This window comes from Flavobacterium sp. B114r, from assembly GCF_056824125.1.
The window spans coordinates 2,734,139-2,757,823 of sequence record NZ_CP124858.1; the positions used below are offsets into that span (position 1 = coordinate 2,734,139).

General features: G+C 33.8%; 15 protein-coding genes and 1 pseudogene. 8 read left to right on the plus strand and 8 right to left on the minus strand.

Translation table 11 applies throughout. The annotated features are described in order from the left end of the window. Positions 1–161 precede the first annotated feature (161 nt). The 3 genes from gyrB (at position 162) to secDF (ending at position 6,346) form a co-directional block, all read left to right on the plus strand. Positions 162–2,105, plus strand: coding sequence for a DNA topoisomerase (ATP-hydrolyzing) subunit B (gyrB, locus tag QLQ94_RS11715; protein ID WP_271335810.1), 1,944 nt, complete (start codon positions 162–164; stop codon positions 2,103–2,105). 105 nt (positions 2,106–2,210) lie between these two features. Beyond that, positions 2,211–3,146, plus strand: a complete 936-nt coding sequence (mdh, locus tag QLQ94_RS11720; RefSeq protein WP_271335811.1) for a malate dehydrogenase — start codon at positions 2,211–2,213, stop codon at positions 3,144–3,146. A 227-nt stretch (positions 3,147–3,373) separates the two neighbouring features. Then, on the plus strand, positions 3,374–6,346 hold the full coding sequence (gene secDF, locus QLQ94_RS11725; RefSeq protein ID WP_427402323.1) for a protein translocase subunit SecDF: 2,973 nt from the start codon (positions 3,374–3,376) through the stop codon (positions 6,344–6,346). 634 nt (positions 6,347–6,980) lie between these two features. Here the strand turns inward: secDF and lgt are convergent. From lgt to QLQ94_RS11750, 5 genes are all read right to left on the minus strand, one after another. Continuing rightward, entirely contained in the window at positions 6,981–7,913 is a 933-nt protein-coding gene (lgt, locus tag QLQ94_RS11730; protein WP_482499834.1) for a prolipoprotein diacylglyceryl transferase, read from the minus strand. A gap of 65 nt (positions 7,914–7,978) precedes the next feature. Next, positions 7,979–8,218, minus strand: a complete 240-nt coding sequence (gene yidD / locus QLQ94_RS11735) for a membrane protein insertion efficiency factor YidD (RefSeq protein WP_173972466.1) — start codon at positions 8,216–8,218, stop codon at positions 7,979–7,981. A gap of 21 nt (positions 8,219–8,239) precedes the next feature. After that, positions 8,240–9,718: a cysteine--tRNA ligase gene (gene cysS, locus QLQ94_RS11740; RefSeq protein ID WP_271335814.1), complete on the minus strand. Its 1,479-nt coding sequence runs from the start codon at positions 9,716–9,718 to the stop codon at positions 8,240–8,242. 235 nt (positions 9,719–9,953) lie between these two features. Continuing rightward, complete coding sequence (gene folE / locus QLQ94_RS11745) at positions 9,954–10,625, minus strand: GTP cyclohydrolase I FolE (protein ID WP_271335815.1); 672 nt, start codon at positions 10,623–10,625, stop codon at positions 9,954–9,956. Positions 10,626–10,827: 202 nt separating this feature from the next. Continuing rightward, on the minus strand, positions 10,828–12,024 hold the full coding sequence (locus QLQ94_RS11750; RefSeq protein WP_482499835.1) for a pyridoxal phosphate-dependent aminotransferase: 1,197 nt from the start codon (positions 12,022–12,024) through the stop codon (positions 10,828–10,830). 122 nt (positions 12,025–12,146) lie between these two features. Here QLQ94_RS11750 and QLQ94_RS11755 point away from each other — a divergent pair, with 122 nt between their 5' ends. The 4 genes and pseudogenes from QLQ94_RS11755 (at position 12,147) to QLQ94_RS11770 (ending at position 16,601) form a co-directional block, all read left to right on the plus strand. After that, positions 12,147–13,472 carry a PDZ domain-containing protein gene (locus QLQ94_RS11755; protein ID WP_482499836.1) on the plus strand — a complete coding sequence of 442 codons (1,326 nt, stop codon included), beginning with the start codon at positions 12,147–12,149 and terminating at the stop codon, positions 13,470–13,472. Positions 13,473–13,674: 202 nt separating this feature from the next. Further along, positions 13,675–13,869: pseudogene (locus tag QLQ94_RS11760) on the plus strand (OmpA family protein); the annotation flags it as partial. A gap of 355 nt (positions 13,870–14,224) precedes the next feature. Continuing rightward, positions 14,225–14,719 (plus strand): hypothetical protein, encoded by a 495-nt coding sequence (locus QLQ94_RS11765; RefSeq protein ID WP_482499837.1) that lies wholly within the window; start codon positions 14,225–14,227, stop codon positions 14,717–14,719. A gap of 247 nt (positions 14,720–14,966) precedes the next feature. Beyond that, entirely contained in the window at positions 14,967–16,601 is a 1,635-nt protein-coding gene (locus QLQ94_RS11770; RefSeq protein WP_072959494.1) for an IS1182 family transposase, read from the plus strand. Between the two features lie 72 nt (positions 16,602–16,673). Here QLQ94_RS11770 and QLQ94_RS11775 read toward each other — a convergent pair whose 3' ends face one another. After that, entirely contained in the window at positions 16,674–17,054 is a 381-nt protein-coding gene (locus QLQ94_RS11775; protein WP_271335822.1) for a DUF1573 domain-containing protein, read from the minus strand. A 274-nt stretch (positions 17,055–17,328) separates the two neighbouring features. On the opposite strand from QLQ94_RS11775, the gene QLQ94_RS11780 reads away from it, so the two are divergent. Beyond that, a complete protein-coding gene (locus QLQ94_RS11780; protein WP_482499839.1) occupies positions 17,329–19,965 on the plus strand; it encodes a valine--tRNA ligase in 2,637 nt (878 codons plus the stop codon). A 230-nt stretch (positions 19,966–20,195) separates the two neighbouring features. Here QLQ94_RS11780 and QLQ94_RS11785 read toward each other — a convergent pair whose 3' ends face one another. Beyond that, complete coding sequence (locus tag QLQ94_RS11785; RefSeq protein ID WP_482499841.1) at positions 20,196–22,448, minus strand: TonB-dependent siderophore receptor; 2,253 nt, start codon at positions 22,446–22,448, stop codon at positions 20,196–20,198. Between the two features lie 292 nt (positions 22,449–22,740). Continuing rightward, positions 22,741–23,466 (minus strand): hypothetical protein, encoded by a 726-nt coding sequence (locus tag QLQ94_RS11790; protein WP_271335825.1) that lies wholly within the window; start codon positions 23,464–23,466, stop codon positions 22,741–22,743. Between the last annotated feature and the right edge of the window lie 219 nt (positions 23,467–23,685).

Genomic DNA, 23,685 nt, shown 5'->3' on the forward strand with positions numbered 1-23,685 from the left:
TGAAGTTTGGAATTTAAAGTTGGCTTTTGGAGTTTATTTTTGGTTTTTAAGACAATTGTGTTAATAACTTAAGTGCTTTAAACAGTATTTTAACGGATATATAATTTGCGTTTTTATATATTTGCGTGTTAGACAATAATTACATTTTTAGAATAAATTATATGAGCGAAGAAATCAAGAAGAACAATTATTCAGCAGATAGTATTCAGGCATTAGAAGGTATGGAGCACGTAAGAATGCGTCCATCGATGTATATTGGAGATGTGGGTGTTCGAGGACTGCATCATTTGGTTTATGAAGTTGTAGATAACTCTATTGATGAGGCCATGGGAGGGCATTGTGATACTATTGGTGTTGCAATAAACGAAGATGGATCTGTAAGCGTCGAAGATAATGGTCGTGGAATCCCGGTAGACATACATAAAAAAGAAGGAGTTTCTGCACTAGAAGTTGTTATGACTAAAATTGGTGCCGGAGGTAAATTTGATAAGGATTCTTATAAAGTTTCCGGAGGTTTGCACGGTGTTGGAGTTTCGGTAGTAAATGCTTTGTCAAATCACTTGCGTGCAACTGTTCACAGTAGTGACGGAAAAGTGTACGAGCAAGAATATGAAAAAGGAAAAGCGCTTTATCCGGTAAAACAAATCGGAGAAACTACAAAAAGAGGAACTATTGTAACTTTTTATCCTGACGAAACAATTTTTACGCAAACTACAGAATTCTCTTATGATACTCTATCAGCTCGTATGCGTGAGCTTTCTTTCCTGAATAAAGGAATTACAATCACATTTACGGACAAAAGAGAAGTCGATGAAAAAGGCGAATTTAAAGTAGAAGTTTTTCATTCAGATGAAGGTCTTAAAGAATACATTCGTTATTTAGATGGTAACCGTGAGCCAATTATCTCTCACGTAATCAGCATGGACCACGAAAAAGGTGAGATTCCGGTTGAGGTTGCCTTAATTTATAATACAAGTTATACAGAGAATATTTTTTCTTATGTAAATAATATCAACACGCACGAAGGAGGAACACATTTACAAGGTTTTAGAAGTGGTTTAACAAGAACCCTTAAAAAATATGCAGATGCTTCCGGGATGCTGGACAAGTTGAAATTCGAAATTTCGGGAGATGACTTCCGTGAAGGATTAACGGCTATTATTTCGGTAAAAGTACAAGAACCTCAATTCGAAGGTCAGACAAAAACAAAACTAGGAAACAGAGAAGTAGTTTCTCCGGTTTCTCAGGCAGTTGGAGAAATGTTAGAAAACTATTTGGAAGAAAATCCAAATGATGCCCGTATCATTATCCAAAAAGTAATTTTGGCTGCACAAGCCCGTCATGCTGCTAAAAAGGCACGTGAAATGGTACAGCGTAAAACCGTTATGGGTGGCGGTGGATTACCGGGAAAACTTTCAGATTGTTCTGAGCAGGATCCTGCAAGATGTGAAGTTTACCTTGTCGAGGGAGATTCGGCTGGTGGAACAGCAAAACAAGGTCGTGATCGTGCATTTCAGGCGATTTTGCCATTACGTGGTAAGATTTTGAATGTCGAAAAAGCGATGCACCATAAAGTATTCGAAAACGAAGAGATTCGTAACATCTTTACCGCTTTAGGAGTTACCGTAGGTACTGCAGAAGATAGTAAAGCATTAAATCTTGAAAAACTAAGATACCATAAGGTAATCATCATGTGTGATGCCGATGTCGATGGTAGTCACATTTCTACCTTAATATTAACATTCTTCTTCCGTTTCATGAAAGAATTGATCGAAGAAGGTCACGTTTATATCGCAGCACCACCTTTATATTTAGTTAAAAAAGGAAACAAAAAAGAATACGCATGGAATGATGTTCAGCGCGATCAGGCAAACGAAAGAATGGGAGGCAGTGCCGGAATTCAGCGTTATAAAGGTCTTGGAGAGATGAACGCAGAGCAATTGTGGGAAACTACAATGGATCCGAGCTTTAGAACTTTACGTCAGGTAACTATTGATAGTCTGGCTGAAGCTGATAGAGTTTTCTCAATGTTAATGGGAGATGAAGTTCCGCCACGTAGAGAATTTATCGAGAAAAATGCAGTCTACGCTAATATCGATGCATAATAATATTTAGTCATCAATTCGTTTAATTGTTTAAATTTACTTAAACGATTAAACGAATTGTTTATTTATCAAATAAATTAATTAATAACCGATAAAGTATAAAATATGAAAGTTACCATTGTAGGAGCAGGAAATGTTGGAGCTACATGTGCAGATGTTATTTCTTATAGAGGAATTGCAAGCGAAGTAGTGTTGTTGGATATTAAAGAAGGTTTTGCCGAAGGGAAAGCGTTGGATATTATGCAATGTGCGACAAATACAGGTTTTAATACCAAAGTGTCTGGCGTGACTAACGATTATTCTAAAACTGCCGGAAGTGATGTAGTAGTAATTACATCAGGAATTCCAAGAAAACCAGGAATGACTCGTGAGGAATTAATTGGCATAAATGCAGGAATTGTGAAAACAGTTGCTGAAAATGTACTAAAACATTCCCCAAATACTATAATAGTTGTAGTTTCAAATCCAATGGATACTATGACTTATTTAGCTTTAAAAGCTACCGGAGTACCAAAAAACAGAATTATAGGTATGGGTGGAGCGTTAGATAGTTCTCGTTTCAGAACATATCTTTCTTTGGCTCTTGATAAGCCTGCAAATGATATCTCAGCAATGGTTATTGGTGGTCACGGTGATACGACTATGATTCCTTTGACTCGTTTGGCTTCTTACAACGGAATTCCGGTAACAGAATTTCTTTCAGAAGAAGTATTGCAAAAAGTAGCTGCTGATACAATGGTTGGCGGAGCTACTCTTACAGGTCTTTTAGGAACATCAGCATGGTATGCGCCAGGAGCTTCTGTTGCGTATCTTGTCGACAGTATTTTAAACGATCAGAAGAAAATGATTGCTTGTTCTGTTTTTGTCGAAGGAGAATACGGGCAAAATGACATATGTATTGGAGTTCCATGTATAATTGGAAAGAATGGAGTTGAAGAAATTTTAGACATCAAATTAAATGACCACGAAAAAGCTTTGTTTGCAAAAAGTGCAGATGCAGTTAGAGGTATGAATGATGCTCTAAAATCGATTTTAGTATAACGATTTTCGTAAAAAAGGGAAAAGACTGCACTTTTGCAGTCTTTTTTTTAAGATTAATTAATAAATAAATTGGTTAATCTTTTCGTTAATTATATATTTGCTCGGTTTAAAAAAAATGTGGTAATTCGTGATCTCGATTTTTTAGTTTTAAAAATTCATGTCAGGGCTTATTTTATGGGACTTTAAAACAAAAACAAACTATAAAACATAATTAATTTTTAGTAATAATGCAGAATAAAGGACTTATTAAATTTTTCGCAATTCTATTTGCATTGGTAAGTATTTACCAACTCTCGTTCACTTTTGTGGCAAATAATGTCAAAAGTGAGGCTAAAGCTTTTGCAGGAGATAATCCTGATAAAGAGCTAAAATATTTAGACTCTATTGGTAAAGAAAAAGTATTTAATCTTGGTTTTTCAGATTTTACTTACAATGAAGTAAAAAATAAACAACTAAACAAAGGTCTTGACTTAGAAGGAGGAATCAACGTGATTCTTCAAATTTCTATTAAAGATGTTTTGAAAGGATTAGCTAATAATTCTAAAAATCCGGTATTTAATAAATCATTAGCCGATGCGTCTGCAAATTTAGAAGGAAATAAAACCTATTTAAGTAAGTTTTTTGAAGCTTTTGAAGCGAATTCAAAAGGAACTGTAAAATTAGCTTCACCTGATATTTTTGCAAACAGAAGTTTGCAGGGAGAAGGTGGAATCGATTTTCAAATGTCTGATTCGCAAGTTCAAAAAGTAATTAAAAGAAAAGTTGATGAGTCTGTTGAAAGTGCTTTTAAAGTATTAAGAGAGCGTATCGACAAATTTGGTGTTACACAGCCAAACATCCAGAAATTAGGAGAAACAGGAAGAATTTTAGTAGAGCTTCCAGGTGCTAAGGATGTAGATAGAATTAAAAAATTATTAGGTGGTAAAGCTCAATTAGAGTTTTGGGAAACTTATAAAATTGAAGAAATTGGAAACTTTTTAGTAGCTGCTAACGAAGCGCTAAAAAAGACTGAAATCAAAAAAATTGAAACTAAAGTTGTTGCTAAAGATTCATTGAATGCTTTATTAACAGATGCTAAAGATTCAGTTGATACTAAAAAAGGAAACAACCCATTATTTGACAAAATGTTAGGTCAGGGTGGTGGACCAATTTTAGGTTATTTCGCTCCAAAAGATACTGCTGTAGTAAACGGGTATTTAAAAAGATCAGATATCAGAGTTTTATTAGGAGCTGACCAACACTATGCAAAATTTGTATGGAGTAAGCCAACTACTATAAATGATGCTAAAGGAAAAAGTATTGAAGCTGTTGAATTATATGCATTAAAAGGAAATAGAGATAACGTTCCTGCGATGAGTGGTGGTGTTGTTACTGATGCAAAAGATACTTTTGACCAATTAGGAAAACCAGCTGTTTCTATGCAAATGAACAGCCAGGGAGCTAAGGTTTGGGAAGAATTAACAGGTAGAGCTTTTTCTCAAAAAAGTTATATTGCTATTGTTTTAGATGATATTGTTTATTCTGCTCCAGGTGTAACTAGTGGACCAATTGCAGGAGGAAGATCTGAAATTACAGGTTCTTTTGATGTTGCTGAAACTAAAGATTTAGCTAACATATTAAATGCAGGTAAACTACCGGCTTCTGCAGATATCGTTCAATCAACTGTTGTAGGACCATCTTTAGGTCAGGCTGCAATTGATGCTGGAACAGTTTCATCTGTATTAGGATTTTTATTAGTTTGTTTATGGATGGTATTCTATTATGGTAAAGCAGGTTGGTACGCTAATCTTGCATTATTATTAAACTTACTTTTCTTATTCGGAATTATGGCAAGTTTTGGTTTTGTACTTACATTACCAGGTATTGCAGGTATCGTACTTACATTAGGTACTGCGGTAGATGCGAATATTATTATATTTGAAAGAGCAAAAGAAGAATTGCGTGAAGGTAAATCTTTATCTGAAGCAGTTGCTGAATCTTACGGATGGCACGGAGCAATGCGTTCTATCATTGATGCGAACGTAACGCACGTTTTAACTGGAGCAATCTTGTTTATTTTTGGAACAGGACCAATTAAAGGTTTTGCATTAACTTTACTTATTGGTATCGTAACTTCAATGTTTACATCAATTTTTATCGCTAGAATCTTTATCGACAGAAATATTGCTGGAAAAGGAGATTTAACTTTCTCTACAAAAATTACTAAAAACTGGTTTACTAATTTCCACTTTGACTTTATTAAAATCAAAAAATTCACTTACATCTTCTCTTCAATTGTAGTTGTGGTAAGTTTAACTTCTATTTTCTTCGTTAACGGATTAGATGAAGGTGTTGATTTTGTTGGAGGAAGAACTTTTCAGGTAAAATTTGAAAAACCGGTAGACGCTACTGTAGTTTCAGATGAATTATCTGCAGCTTTTGGAACTCCTGTTGAAGCTAAAATTTTAGGTGATGATGATCAATTAAAAATCACTACAAAATATAAGATTAAAGAAGATGGTGTTGCTATCGACGAAGAAGTGAATCAAAAATTATACAATGCATTGCAAAAGTATTACCCAAACACTTCTTACGATAAATTCATCAACTCGTTTGATGGTAAAAAAATCGGTGTTTTGCAAGCGTCTAAAGTTGGAGCTTCTATCTCTGAGGATATCAAAACAAACTCTTACTGGGCAGTTCTTGGTGCAATGGCAGCTATTTTCTTATACTTAATGGTTTCTTTCCGTAAATGGCAATATTCATTAGGTGCGATTGCAGCTGTAGCGCATGACGTTATCTTTGTATTAGGAATTTACTCTTTATGTTATAAATTCATGCCTTTCCACATGGAAATGGATCAGCACTTTATCGCTGCGATTCTTACCGTTATTGGTTATTCTATGAATGATACTGTAATTGTATTTGACAGGGTTAGAGAGTTTATCATCGGAAACCGTAAAGGTAGTTTCGAAGATATTGTAAACGCTTCTATTAATACTACTTTATCAAGAACGTTGAATACTTCATTAATGATGATCATTGTATTATTGACGATGTTTATCTTTGGTGGTGAGTCTATCAGAGGATTTATCTTCGCAATGTTGATTGGTATTGTTGTAGGAACTTATTCTTCATTATTTATCGCTACACCAGTATTGGTAGACACGATTTCAGGTGATGAAAAACATACAATCGAAGACAAGCATAATAAGGTTTAATTAAAATCTTAGTTTATATGAAAAGATCCGGCGTAAGCCGGATCTTTTTTTTTGTGCTTTGTTATCGCATTATATTTATTTCTTATGAAAGTTACAGTTCTGTTTAGTTTATTTGTGTGTTTCTCTGTATTGATTTATGTTAATGTTGATTGTGAAAAGTTTGTATGTAGTCTTACTAAAACGTCTTTTGCAAACAGAAAGTTCTGGTTTAGCCCCGATGGAAACCTACCGTCTGGACACAAATATTATTAATCAATTTTGAACACGAATTTGCTTCGCCTGTTCGACTTTCAGTCTCGGGTCACGAATTTGCACAAATTTTAATAGGTTAATTTAGTTTGTGAAATTAATTCCACAAACTAAATTAGTGTCAATTAGTGAAATTCGTGTTTGTTTTGTACTTGTGTCCACACGGTAGGATGGAAACGATATCCTTTTTTCTGCTTCTTTAGGAGGGAAAAGATATAGTGTACAGCGGGAGTGAAAGTTGTTTTGATAACGATAATCTCTGCTTCTTTAAATAATGAAATTCTTATCGTAACTGCTGGAAATAATAAGACTGAAATATTCGTTTTCGTGCAAAAAAAAAGCCCGATACAAAAATCGGGCTTATTACTATATTGAGGTTTAAATTTTAAGATGTTGCTAAAGGATTTCTTTGTGCTCTGATGATAAAGAAAAGCCCGATAATGATAAAAGGGATACTTAGCCATTGTCCTGTTGAGAAAATGCCTAATTCGTTCTCGAAACCGCCTTGGCTTTCTTTTACAAACTCTACAATAAAACGTACTACAAATAAAAGAACTAAAAACAATCCGAATAATAATCCTGATTTAAGTCTTGCATTTGTTTTCCAGTACAAGAAATACAGAATAGCAAAAACAAAGATATAAGCGATACCTTCGTATAATTGTGTGGGATGTTTTACAGGAACCTGAGCTAATAAATCAGCGAACTTAGGATCTGTTGCAATTGCTGTATAAGCCGCTTTTGGATCTGCAATACCTGTTGCATTTACAGCTTCGGATTTGCTGAATTGATCGTGTAAAAAACGAATTCCAAATGCAGAATCAGTTTCTTTTCCAATGATTTCAGAATTAAAAAAGTTTCCCAGACGAACAAAGATTGCGCCACTTGCAACTGGAATTACTACACGGTCTAAAATCCATAATAACGGACGTTTTAAGATTTTTTTGCTGTAATAGTACATTGCAATGATAATGGCGATTGCCGCACCATGACTTGCTAATCCCTGAAAACCTGTAAATTCAAATTTTGGTTCGAATCTAAAAGGTAAAAATATTTCAAGTAAGTGATTTCTAAAATATTCCCAGTCATAAAACAATACATGTCCTAAACGAGCACCTATTAAAGTAGCTAATACAGTCCAGACAAATAAAGAGTCTAATTTGTCGATAGATTCATTTTCGCGTTCGAAAATCTTTTTCATTAGGAACCAGCCTAAACCAAAAGCAATTACGAACATTAAACTGTAGTAACGAATCATAAAAAATCCTAAGTCGATTCCTTCTGAAGGATTCCAAATGATATTTAAGGAGTGTGTCATATATTAAATTGTTTTTGTGTCTTGTAAAAATAAATATTAAAAACAGAGTTCCTCTTTATAAAAAGTTAATGTTTGTGTGAACATTTCTTCTCAGGAACAGGATCGTAGCCAGTTCTTCCCCAGGGATGACAGCTCAAAATTCGTTTCATTCCCAGATAGCCGCCATAAAATAATCCGTGTGTTTGCAAGGCTTGAATCATATAAGTTGAGCATGTAGGTTCGAATCTGCAGCTTGCCGGTGTAAAAGGCGAAATTGCAGTTTGATAAAAGCGTACTAATAAAACAAATGGAGTAGTTACTTTCATGATTTATTAGAAAATAAATAGTTATATAGAAAAACTTGTGCCTTCTTTACCATCTTTCAGCTGAATACCTAAGGTGATCAACTGATCACGAATCTGATCAGAAAGAGCAAAGTTTTTGTCTGCTCTTGCCTGATTTCTCATTCCGATAAGCATATTGACAACGCCTTCTAATTTATCATTATTAGCATCGGCGGCTTTCTCATCGCTTAAGCCTAAAACATCAAAAACAAAAGCATTCATTGCGGTTGTAAATGAAGTTAAATCCTCAGCAGAGATAGTTTCTTTACCTTCTTTCAATAAATTGATATAACGAACAGCTTCGAACAATTGTGCGATTAAAATAGGGGTATTAAAATCGTCGTTCATTGCATCGTAACATAATTGTTTCCAGGAAGCAATATCTATAGAGCTCGTTGCGCTTGCTGAAATAGCAGGCAAAGCATCAACAGCTTCCATTAATCTTTTATATCCTTTTTCGGCAGCAACAATTGCATCATCAGAAAAATCTAAAATACTTCTGTAGTGTGCCTGTAACATGAAGAAACGAGTTACAGACGCTGAAAAAGCTTTGCTTAAAATGTTGTTGTTTCCGCTTAAAATTTCGCCCGGTAAAATGTTATTTCCAGTCGATTTAGCCATTTTCTTTCCGTTCAGAGTCAGCATATTGGCGTGCATCCAGTAATTTACCGGAGACTGACCTGTACAAGCTTCGTTCTGAGCGATTTCGCATTCATGGTGAGGAAATTTTAAGTCCATTCCACCTCCGTGAATGTCAAAGTGATTCCCAAGGTATTTGGTACTCATAGCAGTACATTCAAGATGCCAGCCCGGGAAACCGTCACTCCATGGCGAAGGCCATCTCATGATATGCTCTGGTTCTGCCTTTTTCCAAAGTGCAAAATCCTGTGGGTTTCTTTTGTCAGATTGTCCATCAAGATCACGGGTATTCGTTAGCATATCTTCGATATTTCTACCACTTAATATTCCGTAATTATTTGTTTCATTATATTTTACAACATCAAAATACACAGATCCGTTGGCTTCATAACCAATGCCGGTAGCGATAATTTTTTTGATGATTTCGATCTGCTCGATAATATGTCCAGTCGCTGTTGGTTCGATGCTTGGCGGTAAAAAGTTGAAAGATTTCAGGATATCATGAAAATCTACCGTATAGCGCTGTACAACCTCCATAGGTTCCAGTTGCTCTAAACGCGCTTTTTTAGCGATCTTATCTTCACCTTCATCTACATCATCTACAATATGTCCAACATCAGTAATATTTCGAACATAACGAACTTTGTAATCAAGATGTAAAAAATACCTGAATATCACGTCAAAAGACATAAAAGTCCTCACATTTCCTAAGTGCACATTGCTATAAACTGTAGGTCCGCAAACATACATTCCAACATTTCCTTCATGAATAGGATTGAAATTTTCTTTTTCACCTGAAAGTGAATTGTATATTTTTAGATGTTGACTTGTGTATAGTGGCATATTTACTTTATCGTTTGTTGTTTATGGTTTGTTGTTTTAGTTTTGAGTCGGAAAAAAACTATTTGAATTTTAATCCTTTGATTTTTTAAAGAATAATTTGTTTTTTAGTTTGTATTTTGGATTAGGAATTCGATTTTTTGACAGATTGTCCTGGCCAATCTCCAAATTTCTAAATCTTCGAATTTTTCTATTTTTGCCATAACAACAAACTATAAACTAAAAACAATAAACTTTTTTAGAACTGTGTATCCAATTTAATGTAGTCTAAAAATTCTCTTTTTGTTTGAGGATCTTTGAATTTTCCACCAAATTCAGACGTTACAGTGCTGCTTTCAATATCTTTAATTCCTCTTGAATTTACACAAAGATGTTTTGCATCGATAACACAAGCAACATCATCTGTACCTAAAGCGATTTGTAATTCCTGAACAATTTGCATTGTCAAACGTTCTTGAACCTGAGGTCTTTTAGCATAATATTCTACAATTCGGTTCATTTTAGACAAACCAATCACTCTTCCGCTTGAAATATAGGCAACATGCGCACGTCCGATAATTGGCAATAAATGATGTTCGCAGGTAGAATAAACAGTAATGTTTTTCTCTACCAACATTTCGCCGTATTTGTAATTATTGTCAAAAGTTGAAGCTTTTGGCTTTTTTGTAGGGTTAAGACCTCCAAAAATTTCCTTAACAAACATTTTTGCAACTCGGTTTGGAGTACCTTTTATGCTGTCGTCCGTCAAATCCATTCCTAAAGTTTGTAGAATGTTTTCAACATCTTTTTTTATTTTTTCTATTTTTTCTTCATCACTTAAGTCGAAAGCATCCTGTCTTACAGGGTTTTGTGCGTTACTGCTAAAATGATTGTCTCCTATTTCGTCTAAAAAATCTTCGTTATTTATCATTAAAAACTACTATTAATATGGGTATATCTTTTTAAGGCGGTAAAGATAATTAATAAAAAGGAAACCTTTTCTATCGTTTTTACTATTTAATTATTCCTTTTTGGATATAATTTAAATTAAAATCAAAAAGGTGTTTGTTGTAAAATACAAAAGACAATAACATAAGGTGTTATTGTCTTTTGCAAGTCTTTGATTTTTGTTATTACTTCTTGTTGTAAACTAAAAGAGCTTCCTTTAAAATGTTTACAGCAGTAATTAAATCTTTTTTGTTTAAGACATAGGCAATTCTTACCTGATTAAGTCCCATTCCCGGTGTCGAATAAAATCCGGCAGCAGGAGCAACCATTACAGTTTCTCCGTTCAGGTCATAAGTTTCAAGAAGCCATTGTGCAAAATCATCGGCATTTTCTATTGGCAATTGTGCAATGCAATAAAATGCGCCTTTTGGTTTAGTGACAATAACACCTTCAATTTTATTCAATTCAGTAATTAGTGTGTCACGTCGTCCTTTATATTCAGAGATTACTTCATCAAAATAACTCTGTGGTGTGTCTATTGCAGCTTCGCAGGCAATTTGCTCAATTGTAGGCGGGCTTAAACGCGCCTGGGCAAACTTCATTACTGTAGACAGTACGTCTTTATTTTTTGTTACCAGACAGCCAATTCTTGCGCCGCACATACTGTAACGTTTTGAAACAGAGTCGACCATAATTACATTTTGCTGTACATCTTCAAGATTCATTACAGAAAAATGAACATCATCTCCATCGTATAAAAACTCACGATATACCTCGTCAGCAATTAAATATAAATCGTGTTTTTTAATTAAACCTGCTAGTTGCTTAATTTCAGCTTCTGAATATAAATAACCCGTTGGATTACCGGGATTACAAATTAATATCGCTTTTGTTTTTGGTGTAATCAATTTTTCAACCGTCTCGATACTTGGCAAAGCAAAAGCACTTTCGATAGTCGAAATTACCGGAACTACAGTTGCGCTCGTAGAAGAGGCAAATGCATGGTAGTTCGCATAAAAAGGTTCAGGAATAATAATTTCATCTCCCGGATCTGTAATTGTGGCTAGTGCAAACAACAAGGCTTCAGAGCCACCAGTAGTAATAATGATGTCTTCTGAGTTAACATTTACGTTTTGACGCTGGTAAAAATCTGCTAATTTTTTTCTATAACTTTCATATCCGGCAGACGGACTGTATTCTATAATAGTTAAATCAATATTTTTTACCGCCTCGATGGCCACTTCGGGTGTCTTGATATCCGGTTGACCAATGTTTAAATGATACACTTTTTTTCCTTTTTGTTTTGCAGCATCTGCAAAAGGAGCAAGTTTACGTATCGGTGATTCGGGCATGTTTCTGCCTTTGTGAGAAATTGTTGGCATGAGTTTTATTATTGAAGTGCAAATTTGCGTTTTTTTTTCGAATTTAACGTAAACATTACGGGTACTTATTAAAATGTGTCAAATATCAATATTTTTAGTAATTTTATCATAAAATATTATCAATGAAAAAATATTTTATAGTGTTTTTTGGGCTTTTAACATCTTTTACGCTTTTGGCCCAAGGTGATTTCTTAATCGAAAACCGCAATAAGAAGGTTACTATTCCTTTTAAGCTGATTAATAACCTTGTTTTTATTCCTATAAAAGTAAACGGCATTGAATTAAACTTTCTACTTGATTCCGGCGTCGAAGAAACAATTTTGTTCAGTATGGAAGAAAGACAGGAAGTGAGTTTTAAAAACATTGAAAAAATAAAACTGAGAGGATTAGGGAGTGAAGTAGAAATCGAAGGATTAAAATCGACCAATAATATTTTAGAAACGCATGGTTTAAAGTCAGGAAATCATTTAGTGTATATAATTTTAGATCAAAGTTTTAATTTGTCTTCACATATAGGTATTCCGGTAAATGGTATTATAGGATATAAATTTTTTAAAAATAATATAGTAGAGGTCAATTATCAAAAAAAGAGAATTGTAGTTTATCTTAATAATGAGGAAACTCGTAAAAGGATGGATAAGAAGTTTAAAGCAATTCCCATAACTATCGAAAGATCTAAGCCCTATATTTATGCCAAAGCAATTGTAGATACAGTTACCATACCTGCAAAATTACTTATTGATATAGGTAATAGTGATGCTTTTTGGATTTTTGAAAACAATAAAATTAAGTTGCCTAAAAAGAATTTTCCTGATTTTTTAGGAAAAGGTTTTAGTGGGGATATCGAAGGGCATCGCGCTAAAATTGATAATTTTTTAATTGCCGACTTTAATTTTAAAAAGCCAATTGTATCATTTCCGGATTCAAGTTCTATCAAGAATGTAAATATGGTTCCGGATCGGATTGGGTCTGTTGGGGGGGAAGTTCTAAAACGGTTTACAGTGGTTTTAGATTATGCGGATAAGAAGTTATATCTTAAAAAAAACAATAAATTTTCAGAACCCTTCACATATAATAAAAGTGGAATTACCATTCAGCACAACGGACTGCAATGGGTTCAGGAAACGGTTCATTTAGAAATGGTAAAAGTAGCGACGACTTTAGAGGAAGTTCGAGCTGATAATAAAAAAGATGGGGAGTTTAAATATAAGTTTTCCTTAAAACCTGTTTATGAGATTGTAAATATTCGTAAAAATTCTGCAGCAGAAAAATGCGGTTTGCAAAAAGGGGACATTATAGTGAGTATCAATAAAAATGTTCCCTATAAATATTCATTGCAACAGATCAATACACTTTTAAAATCAGAAGAAGATATTTGGATTAATCTCGAAGTAGAAAGAAATAGTGTGATTTTAAAATTCAGATTTAAGCTTGAAGATGAGTTGTAAAATACTTAGTCATAATTATTTAAGATTTAAACAGAATTATCTGTGATTAGTATGTATTTTCGGAATTGATTGAATTTTGTGAAAAATTCACTATTAAATCATGTTTTTTGATTCATGAACATTATTATTTTTATCGAAAAATATCATTTTATGATCAAAAACTACGCTAATTTCTTAATTTGTATTAGGAAATGATAAATTTAATGAAGACCTGTCTCAGAAAAGAGCCAATTCGACCAGAGATTTTATAATAGAATCAGGGATTAATGCAAAGAGAGTACAGGCAAAAGGTTATGGAGAATCTGTGCCTATCATAAAATGCAAAACAGACGATGCCTGTTCAGAAGAAGAGCACGAATTAAATAGAAGATCTGAGTTCGTTATTAAGAATTTATAGATTTAGTTTACGTACAGTAAGTTAACCTAGCAGTCCCGAAACCCGATTTCATTAATTTAAGTTTTTAGAAAATAAAATTATTGTAAATCAAATCTGTTTTTATCCGTGTTTTTACGAAGTAAATCTGTTTTATCCGCGTCAAAATTAGACGCTGATTTTACGGATTCGCTAAAGCGAAAACGCTGATAAAAACGGATTTTTCTAATTATTTTCTTGATTTCTCATTAACTTAATGACATTGCCCGAAGCCTCGGGATTAAAACTTGTTAGTTTTTTAATTTTAATTCAGAAGTCTTTTTTTTAGCTTCTTTTTTATTTAACTTTATAAGATAACAACGAACCTAAAAAATAATCTATGAAAAAGTTAGTCATATCTTGTTTGCTTTTGTCTTTGATTGGACTGCAAAGCTGTAAAAATGATGAAAAACAAAAAAAAGAAGCTGAAGCTGCTCAGGCCGAAGCTGAAAAAGTCGTAAGTACAGAATGCTATAAAGCGGTGTATGAAAAAGATACAATCGATTTAAAATTAAATACTTTAAAGAACGGTAAAATTGGAGGGGATATGGTAATGAAAGTTGCTAATGCGCCAGAGAAAATAGGAGAACTTAAAGGAGAATTTAAGGGAGATACGTTATTTGTAGATTATACTTTTAAGGAAAAAACAAATAAAAATCAGACGTTCAAAAATCCGATGGCATTTTTAAAACGTGACAACCAACTTATTTTAGGAAACGGAACCATGCAAACTACGATGGGCGTTACTTATTTGGTAAAAGATAAACCTATCGATTTTGATCGTGTAAAATATAAATTTTCAACTTCTGAATGTGTTGAGAAACCACAAAACTAGCCACAATCTTGTCAATTTCGACGAAGGAGAAATCACACTAGTAATGCCGTTACTAAAAGTTTTAGAACTTTGACAAAGATTTGACAATTTAAATACTCACTATCTATAAGCAAACCTGACAGATTTCAAAAACCTGTCGGGTTTAATTTAAAATATAGTTACAAAAAGAGGCTGTCCGAAAAGTAATTTCGGGCAGTTTTTTTTTGTTTTACACATTGATTTTTCTTATATTTAAGTACTAAAATCAATGATTATGCAGCCAGTTTTTAAGCCTCATTCGGTTCACCAGCAAGATCTTTTTCCATTGAATTTAAATGATCTGATCCCAGAGAATCATTCTGCCCGATTAATAGACAGTGTTGTTGAACAGTTGGAAATTTCCGAGATTATATCACAGTTTAAAGGCGGTGGAAGATCCAGCTACCATCCTAAGATGTTATTGAAAATATTGTTTTACGGATATCTCAATAATACCTATTCCAGCCGAAAGCTGGCTAGAGCCGTGAAGGAGAATATATATTTTATGTGGCTCTCGGGAGGACTTCAGCCGGATTTTAGAACTATCAATGACTTTAGAGGAAAAAAATTAAAAGGGAATATCGAAAAACTTTTCAGCCAGGTCGTTCTGATGATGGTAGATTTAGAGCTCATTAGCCTGGAGAGACAATTTATTGATGGTACTAAAATAGAAGCCAACGCACATAAATACAGCTTTGTGTGGAAAAAAGCAGTTGAAAAACATAAAGACAGGCTTCAGGGAAAAATCGATGCTGTTCTGGCAGATATTGGTCAGGCTATCGAGTCAGACATTATGCATACTGATAACCAAACTGATACCAAGGTAGACAGTAAGAAATTAGAAGAAAAAATACACGAGATCAACCAAAGTGAAAAAAAGCAGAAGCTGAGTAAACAGCAGAACAAATCACTTCAAAAACTCGAGAAAGAACAGCTTGTAAAACTTAAAGAATATGAGAAACATCTCGAAATTCTGGGGGATAGAAACAGTTATTCGAAAACCGATACCGATGCTACTTTTATGCGCATGAAAGAAGATCATATGGGCAACGGACAATTAAAAGCGGGTTATAATATTCAGATTTCTACAGAAAATCAAATTATTACACATTACTCCACCCACCAGACTTCTACTGATTTTACCACATTAAAGACTCACTTAGAAGGATTCAAAAGCAACTATGGCAAACAATCTGCAAAAGTTATAGCCGATGCGGGCTATGGAAGTGAGGAAAATTATCAACTCCTTGAAGACAAAGAAATTGATTTTTTTGTTCCCTACAACATGTACCGTATCGAAGAGACCCGTAAGCATAAAAACAATTTATTCCACGCACAAAACCTGTTTCATAATAATGAGCAAGACTTTTTGGTTTGTCCAATGGGGCAGCAAATGCCTCGTATCTTTACTAAGAAATCAAAAACTACAACTGGTTTTGAACAGTATCATTCGGTATATGAGGCTTTAAATTGCGCAGGATGTCCTCTGCGGGGGCAATGCTTTAAAGCTAAGGGGAACAGACGGATAGAAATTAATCACAATCTTCAAAGACTGAAATTCAAGGCAAGAGAGAATTTAGAAAGTGAATTGGGCAGGGAAATTTATAGTAAAAGATGTATTGAACCAGAGCCGGTTTTTGGTAACATCAAGCAAAACAAAGGATTTAAAAGATTTACACTTACCAAAACAGCCAAAGTAAATACTGAATTTGGCCTGATTGCTATTGCTCACAACTTTTCTAAATGGATCGCTAAAATCCGTTTGGGCAATTTTAACCTCATTTTTGATCTCGTAGAAGCTTTAGAAAAGTTTATAGAAGACCATTTTAGCCCAAATTTACATTTTTCAAGAAACACTCTGTAAATCTACTAGTATAATAAAAGAAAGAGGTCGTCTTTTCAGACAACCTCTTACTATTTTTAGATTTTTGTTTTGTTATAAAACTTCACCTTTGATTTTTAAGGCGACTCTACCATCAGGGTAGTTGACAGCATTGGTTTCAACGGTAATTGTTTTGCGAATTGGACCGGAAGCCATGTTGTATTTTACATCAATTTTACCTTTTTTACCGGGCATTACTGCTGCTGCGGGTTTGGTGACTACTATAGAACTTACTGTAGATTCTGCGCCAGTTACTAAAAGCGGTGCATCTCCTGTGTTTGTAAATTCAAAAGAGCGAACTCCGTTGTCACTTTTTGAAATTTTACCATAATCAATGGTATTGTCTTGGGCTGCAAATTCAATTTTTGGGCCGTTTTGTGCATAACCTATTGCGCTAAACAATACGACAGCAATAAAAGAGGCTACATTTTTCATTTTGAAATTGTTTTTAAGTTGTAAGTAAATATACATTCTTTTAATTAACACACAAATTATTAATTCTCTTTTTATAGTGTACTTAATTATTTACTTTTGCTGTCAAATATAATTACAAAAATTGAACCAAGTTTTTGTTTAATTGTTTAAATGTTAATTTGTTTAATCAATTGAAGTTCTGTAAATTTTGTTACGGACGCAAAAAAACAAACAGTTAAACAAATCCACGGTTAAACAATTAAAACGAATTAACGATTAAACATATCTATAATAAATGAGTATTCCAGCACAATTTGACGCTAAGACGATCGAGAATAAATGGTATGATTACTGGATGAAAAACAACTATTTTCATTCAGAACCAGATCATAGAACACCTTATACAATTGTAATCCCGCCACCAAATGTCACTGGAGTCTTGCACATGGGGCATATGCTGAACAATACCATTCAGGATGTTTTGATTCGTAGAGCACGTCTTAAAGGTTTCAATGCTTGTTGGGTTCCGGGAACGGATCACGCTTCTATTGCAACTGAGGCCAAAGTTGTAGCAAAATTAAAAGCAGAAGGTATCAATAAAAACGATTTAACCCGCGAAGAATTTTTGGCACATGCCTGGGAATGGACAGATAAATATGGTGGAGTAATCCTGGATCAGCTTAAAAAGTTAGGTGCTTCCTGCGATTGGGAAAGAACCAAATTTACTATGGATCCTGATATGTCAGCTTCTGTAATTAAGTCTTTTGTTGACCTATATAATAAAGGATTAATCTACAGAGGGTACCGTATGGTAAACTGGGATCCTGAAGCAAAAACAACTTTGTCTGACGAAGAGGTTATTTATGAAGAACAACAAGGAAAATTATTTTTCTTGAAATATAAAATCGAAGGTTCAGAAGATTTCTTAACGATTGCGACAACACGTCCTGAGACTATCTTTGGAGATACTGCTATTTGTATCAACCCAAATGACGAACGTTTTACTCATTTGAAAGGTAAAAAAGCGATTGTTCCTATTTGTGGAAGAGTAATCCCGATTATCGAAGATGAATATGTAGATGTAGAATTTGGAACCGGATGCTTAAAAGTAACTCCGGCGCATGACATGAATGATAAAGCGTTAGGAGAGAAACACAATCTTGAAATCGTTGATATTTTTAATGAAGATGCTACATTAAATAGTTTTGGATTGCATTACCAAGGGAAAGATCGTTTTGTGGTTCGTACTGAAATTGCAAAAGAATTAGAAGAAAATGGAGCTTTGGCAAAAACCGAAATCCACTTAAATAAAGTTGGAACATCAGAAAGAACTAAAGCGGTAATCGAACCAAGATTATCAGATCAATGGTTTTTGAAAATGGAAGATTTAGTAAAACCCGCAATTAAATCTGTTTTGGTTGATGGAGATATTAAATTACACCCAAAACGTTTCGAAAACACTTACGCACATTGGTTAAACAATATTCGTGATTGGAATATTTCCCGTCAGTTATGGTGGGGACAACAAATTCCGGCTTATTATTACGGAGACGGAAAAGAAGATTTTGTAGTTGCAGAAACTATCGAAGAGGCGCTAGCTTTAGCTAAAGAAAGAACTTCAAACCTAAAACTTGAAACAAAAGATTTAAGACAAGATGTTGATGCTCTAGACACATGGTTCTCATCCTGGTTATGGCCAATGTCAGTTTTTGGCGGAATCATGGATCCTGAAAGTGAAGATTTTAAGTATTATTATCCAACAAACGACTTGGTTACAGGTCCGGATATTTTGTTTTTCTGGGTTGCCAGAATGATTATTGCCGGTTATGAATATGCTGGTGAAAAACCATTTACAAATGTATATCTAACAGGTTTAGTACGTGATAAACAACGTCGTAAAATGTCTAAATCATTAGGAAATTCTCCTGATCCTTTAGACTTGATCGAGAAATTTGGTGCAGATGGTGTTCGTGTAGGATTGCTTTTAAGTGCTTCTGCAGGAAACGACATTATGTTTGATGAAGAATTATGTAATCAGGGAAAAGCATTCTCTAATAAGATATGGAATGCCTTTAAATTGATAAAAGGATGGGAAGTTTCTGAAACTATTCCACAACCGGAATCATCAAAAGTAGCCATCGAATGGTACGAAGCCAAGTTGCAGCAAACCTTAGTTGATATCGAAGATAATTTTGAAAAATACAGAATTTCAGATTCTTTAATGGCGATCTACAAATTGGTTTGGGATGATTTCTGTTCTTGGTTTTTAGAGATGATCAAACCTGCATACCAACAGCCAATTGACAAAGCAACGTTTGATAAAGCGATCGAAATGTTAGAAAGTAATTTAAAATTACTTCATCCTTTCATGCCTTTCTTAACAGAGGAAATTTGGCATTTAATTGCTGACAGAACTCCTGAAGAAGCTTTGATCGTTTCGACATGGCCAGAATTAAAACCTTTTAACGCAGGTTTAATTACTGATTTTGAAAGTACTATTGAAGTAATTTCAGGAATCAGAACCATTAGAAAAGATAAAAATATTCCGTTTAAAGATGCTATCGAATTAAAAGGAATCAATAGTGAGAGTCTTACAACTTACTTCGATACAATCGTAACGAAACTAGGAAATATCTCGGCTTTCGAATATGTTTCTGCTAAAGTAGACGGAGCATTGTCTTTTCGTGTAAAATCAAATGAATATTTCATTCCAATTTCAGGAGGAAATATTGATGTTGAAGCTGAAATTGCAAAACTAACTGCAGAGTTGGTGTATACGCAAGGTTTCTTAAAATCAGTTCAGTCAAAATTATCAAATGAAAAATTTGTTGGTGGTGCACCGGAAAAAGTTTTGGCTAACGAAAGACAAAAAGAAGCTGATGCTTTAGCAAAAATCACTACTATAGAGCAAAGTATTGCTGGATTGAAATAAGATCAGTTTTACTTTTTAGATACAAACCCGACATGTTTTTTTGAATGTGTCGGGTTTTATTTTGTATGAATATTTTCTGTCACGAATTCACGAATTAAAATTTTGACGATTAAAAACAAAAAAACTCATTTAGCGATAATAAATGAGGTTTTGTATTAAAGTCCAAAAGCTTCTTCTATTCTTCAAAAAGGTAGAAAAAGCCCTGGCAGATTAAAATCTAATTCAAATTTTTAGAACTTATATCTTAAGCTTGTCATTACCTGACGTGGTGCAATTGGATTCACACTATAATTTTCGTGAACCGTATAATTCAATTCGTTTGTAATGTTTGATAATTTGCATAATATTGAGATCTTTCTCCAGGTATATCCTGCAGATATATCAATTGTCGTGTAAGCTTCTAAAGGAATTTCTCTATCATTGATAGTTTGAACTCCTGTAGTAGGGTTAATTACTATTAGGTTATTCCATCCACCGGTTCTTTTTCCGATATAATTACCTATTGCTCCAACAGAAACACCTTTAAGGAAACCATCTTGCAGCGTGTAGAAGAAACTTAAATTTGCCGTGTTTGCCGGTGTTCTTACTAAACGATCCCCTTCGATAAAACTTCCGTTTAATCCTGAAGTTTTTGTGTAGCGCATATCGTTGTAGCTATAACCTGCAATAATGTTCAAACCTTCAACTGGTCTTGCTGTAATATCAACTTCAACACCTTTACTTTTAGTTTCTCCACTTAATACTTTTACGTTTGTATCTGAGTTTGGCGTTCCGTCAGCTTTAAATTCAGCTGTTTGTGCCAGGTTGCTGTTTGTGATCTGGTATACTGTAACGTTTGTGCTCAATAAACCTCTCCAGAAATCTTTCTTGATACCTGCTTCGTATTGATCAATAATAGATGGTTTTATTGGTTGTAAATCAACAGTTGTTCCTGTGTTTGGCGTAAATGAGTTAGAATAACTTGCAAACAAAGACGTGTTTTTTGTTGGCTGATATACTAAACCTACTTTAGGAGAAAAAGCCTGATCTGTTAGTTTTTGTCCTTCTGCAACTGTAATTGGTGTTTTAGTATAATCAGTTGTTGTTGCTTGAGTTTCCTGCCATGACCAGCGTAATCCTGCTAAAACTTTAAATTGGTCTGTAATCGAGATTAAATCCTGAGCGTAAACCCCAAAACGATTCGAATCTGTATTTACAAGTTTAGTTGCATTTGCATTTGGGATATCCATACGTTGATTATCGTAAATAAGGTCATAAATATTTACGCGATCGTATGCATTTGCAATGAATTTTCCTTTAGCATCTTTTACCATTTTTTCATCAAAGGCATAAGTATAGGCTTGTGTAAATGAGTTTTCAAAATCAACACCGGTAAAAACCTGATGTTTCACTTTTCCAGTATAAAAAATCCCTTGTAAGCTCAATTGTTGTCCCATGATTTGCTCAAAGTTGTGATTTTGACCTAACGGACGAATGTAATCTCCATCTTTATAATTCGGGATCGTAATATCAATAGAAACACGTTCAGTTCCTTTAGAAGTTCTGTCATAGTTTTGGAATGAAGTATTGAAATTCAATTTCCAGTTATCATTAAAATTATGGTTTACTAAAGCAGAAATACTTGTTTGAGTTGTTTTTCCGTAAGACCAAAGTGCTCCTAAGTATTTGCTTCGTGGCACATCAGCAATTTCTTTACCAATAATTCCAGTTCCAAAATCCGGAGTCCAGTCATAACTAAGATAATCTCCTTGTAGTGTAATTTGAGTTTTGTCGCTTACTTTAAATAAAAACGATGGATTGATGTAATAACGTTCGTTTTTTACGATATCTCTAAAGCTTTCTGAGTTCTCATACGTACCTGTAAAACGAAAAGCAATGTATTTATTTAATGGCCCGTAGATATCAATTGATGGTTTATAAAAAGAATTGCTTCCCATTTGCATAGAAACTTCTCCACCTTTTGTAAACTGAGGTGTTTTTGTAACCATGTTCAGGATTCCTCCCGGAGCAACGTTACCGTATAATAAAGCAGCACTTCCTTTTAAGAATTCTACTTTTTCTAAAGAAGAAACTTCAGGCATAGATCCGCTGCTGAAACGAAAACCGTTTTTAAACATATTATTGGCACCCATATCATAACCTCTTGAAAAGAATGACTCCTGAGCACCACCACGAGCTGATCCTACATAAACACCATTTAGGTTTTTTACCACTTCACTAAGTCTGATAGCTTGTTGTTGTATGATAACATCATTTCCAATAATCTGAACACTTTGTGGCAAGTCCATTACTTTAATACCTGAACGAGCAGCTTCAATTGGCTTTTTAGGTTTGTTTGTAGTAATTAAAACTTCATTAAGAGTTTCTCCCTTTTTGTTTTTTACAGTATCATTTACAGCCGAAGTATTTTCTGCAGCAGCGTAATCCTGACTATATGAGGCAAAACTAAGCAAGGATAAAGCGAGTAGTAAATTATATTTCATGGTATTTATTTAGATTGAATAAGAATAACTATTTTTTTTGCAAATATAAGGGCACATAGATGTTTTAACAAAATTTAACAAGACATTTTCTCGCTTAAATCTTTCTTAGTTTTTTCTTAAGATTAGCTTAAGATTTTGCTATTCCGATTTTAATTCTTTATTAATAAAGAATAGTTCTAAATAATATTTTGAATTATGTCACGTCTTTGTACAAAAAAACCTTGTTAAGAGAACAAGGTTTTGAGTGAAGAAAAATTTCTTTATTTTTTAGCTGAAAAAAGCAGTTTGAAAATTATTTAACTGTAACAAAGTAAGTAGCCATTTTCCAGATTTCATCGTATTTTTTGCCATTGTGTTCTCCGGCAGCTTTCTCAGTATAAGCAAATTCTACCATATAATTTCCAGTCCAGATTGGTGTAAATGAAAATTGACCTTTGTCGTTTGTCCATAATTCTTTTTCCCAACCATTGGGAGCAATTACTTTTATTTTTTGCTCTTTTGCAGCAACACCTTCATATAATGCAAAACCATCAATTTTGACATTCTTTTTTGCTATGTCAGCATTTTCGCTAAACACACCAATAACATTATTGTTGGCAGTTGCATAATTTCCTGCAGTTTTATTTCCAACTACAACAGTAGCGCTTGAATTGTAATCTAAAACCATAGTTCCGTAAACATCTTTTACCTTGTGGTGCATTACAACAGTATAAACTCCATCTTCATCCGGAGTAAAAAACGCTTGATATTTATTGTCTAAAGCTTTTGAAGTAAGTTTTGTTTCCTTTTTTGAAGGAGAAACCAATACCAAAGTAAAGTCCTTCAAATCAGAGAACCATTTGTCTGCTTTTGTAATGTCATTATCTGAAAATTCTCCAAAATAAACTGAAATTTCCTGAGCTTTTCCTTTTGTTCCGGTAGCTTTGGTTTCGATCCAGAGAGCGTGAGCAAATAATTGTGGGGTGGCAACCAACATTAAAAGTAAAAATGCTATTGATTTTAAAGTTTTAGATTTCATAGGATGAAGTTTAAATTTTATTAATTAAAATATTTTTCACAAACTTAAGTCTTATTTAGAATAATTAAAAATAAAAACTTAAAAAAGAGTAACAATACAATTTCGTTTGTTATAATCTTGACTTTTCTCCCAGATCAAAAGCACTTCTGGTCATGATAAATTAGCTTAGCATTATGCACGATGAAATGTAAAAAATTATTGTTTTCGAACATAGAATTT

Bases quoted from the DNA above. Each gene is read 5' to 3' on its own strand.
- gyrB (WP_271335810.1), top strand. From the start codon at position 162: ATGAGCGAAGAAATCAAGAAGAACAATTATTCAGCAGATAGTATTCAG.
- mdh (WP_271335811.1), top strand. From the start codon at position 2,211: ATGAAAGTTACCATTGTAGGAGCAGGAAATGTTGGAGCTACATGTGCA.
- secDF (WP_427402323.1), top strand. From the start codon at position 3,374: ATGCAGAATAAAGGACTTATTAAATTTTTCGCAATTCTATTTGCATTG.
- lgt (WP_482499834.1), bottom strand. From the start codon at position 7,913: ATGACACACTCCTTAAATATCATTTGGAATCCTTCAGAAGGAATCGAC.
- yidD (WP_173972466.1), bottom strand. From the start codon at position 8,218: ATGAAAGTAACTACTCCATTTGTTTTATTAGTACGCTTTTATCAAACT.
- cysS (WP_271335814.1), bottom strand. From the start codon at position 9,718: ATGCCACTATACACAAGTCAACATCTAAAAATATACAATTCACTTTCA.
- folE (WP_271335815.1), bottom strand. From the start codon at position 10,625: ATGATAAATAACGAAGATTTTTTAGACGAAATAGGAGACAATCATTTT.
- QLQ94_RS11750 (WP_482499835.1), bottom strand. From the start codon at position 12,024: ATGCCAACAATTTCTCACAAAGGCAGAAACATGCCCGAATCACCGATA.
- QLQ94_RS11755 (WP_482499836.1), top strand. From the start codon at position 12,147: ATGAAAAAATATTTTATAGTGTTTTTTGGGCTTTTAACATCTTTTACG.
- QLQ94_RS11765 (WP_482499837.1), top strand. From the start codon at position 14,225: ATGAAAAAGTTAGTCATATCTTGTTTGCTTTTGTCTTTGATTGGACTG.
- QLQ94_RS11770 (WP_072959494.1), top strand. From the start codon at position 14,967: ATGATTATGCAGCCAGTTTTTAAGCCTCATTCGGTTCACCAGCAAGAT.
- QLQ94_RS11775 (WP_271335822.1), bottom strand. From the start codon at position 17,054: ATGAAAAATGTAGCCTCTTTTATTGCTGTCGTATTGTTTAGCGCAATA.
- QLQ94_RS11780 (WP_482499839.1), top strand. From the start codon at position 17,329: ATGAGTATTCCAGCACAATTTGACGCTAAGACGATCGAGAATAAATGG.
- QLQ94_RS11785 (WP_482499841.1), bottom strand. From the start codon at position 22,448: ATGAAATATAATTTACTACTCGCTTTATCCTTGCTTAGTTTTGCCTCA.
- QLQ94_RS11790 (WP_271335825.1), bottom strand. From the start codon at position 23,466: ATGAAATCTAAAACTTTAAAATCAATAGCATTTTTACTTTTAATGTTG.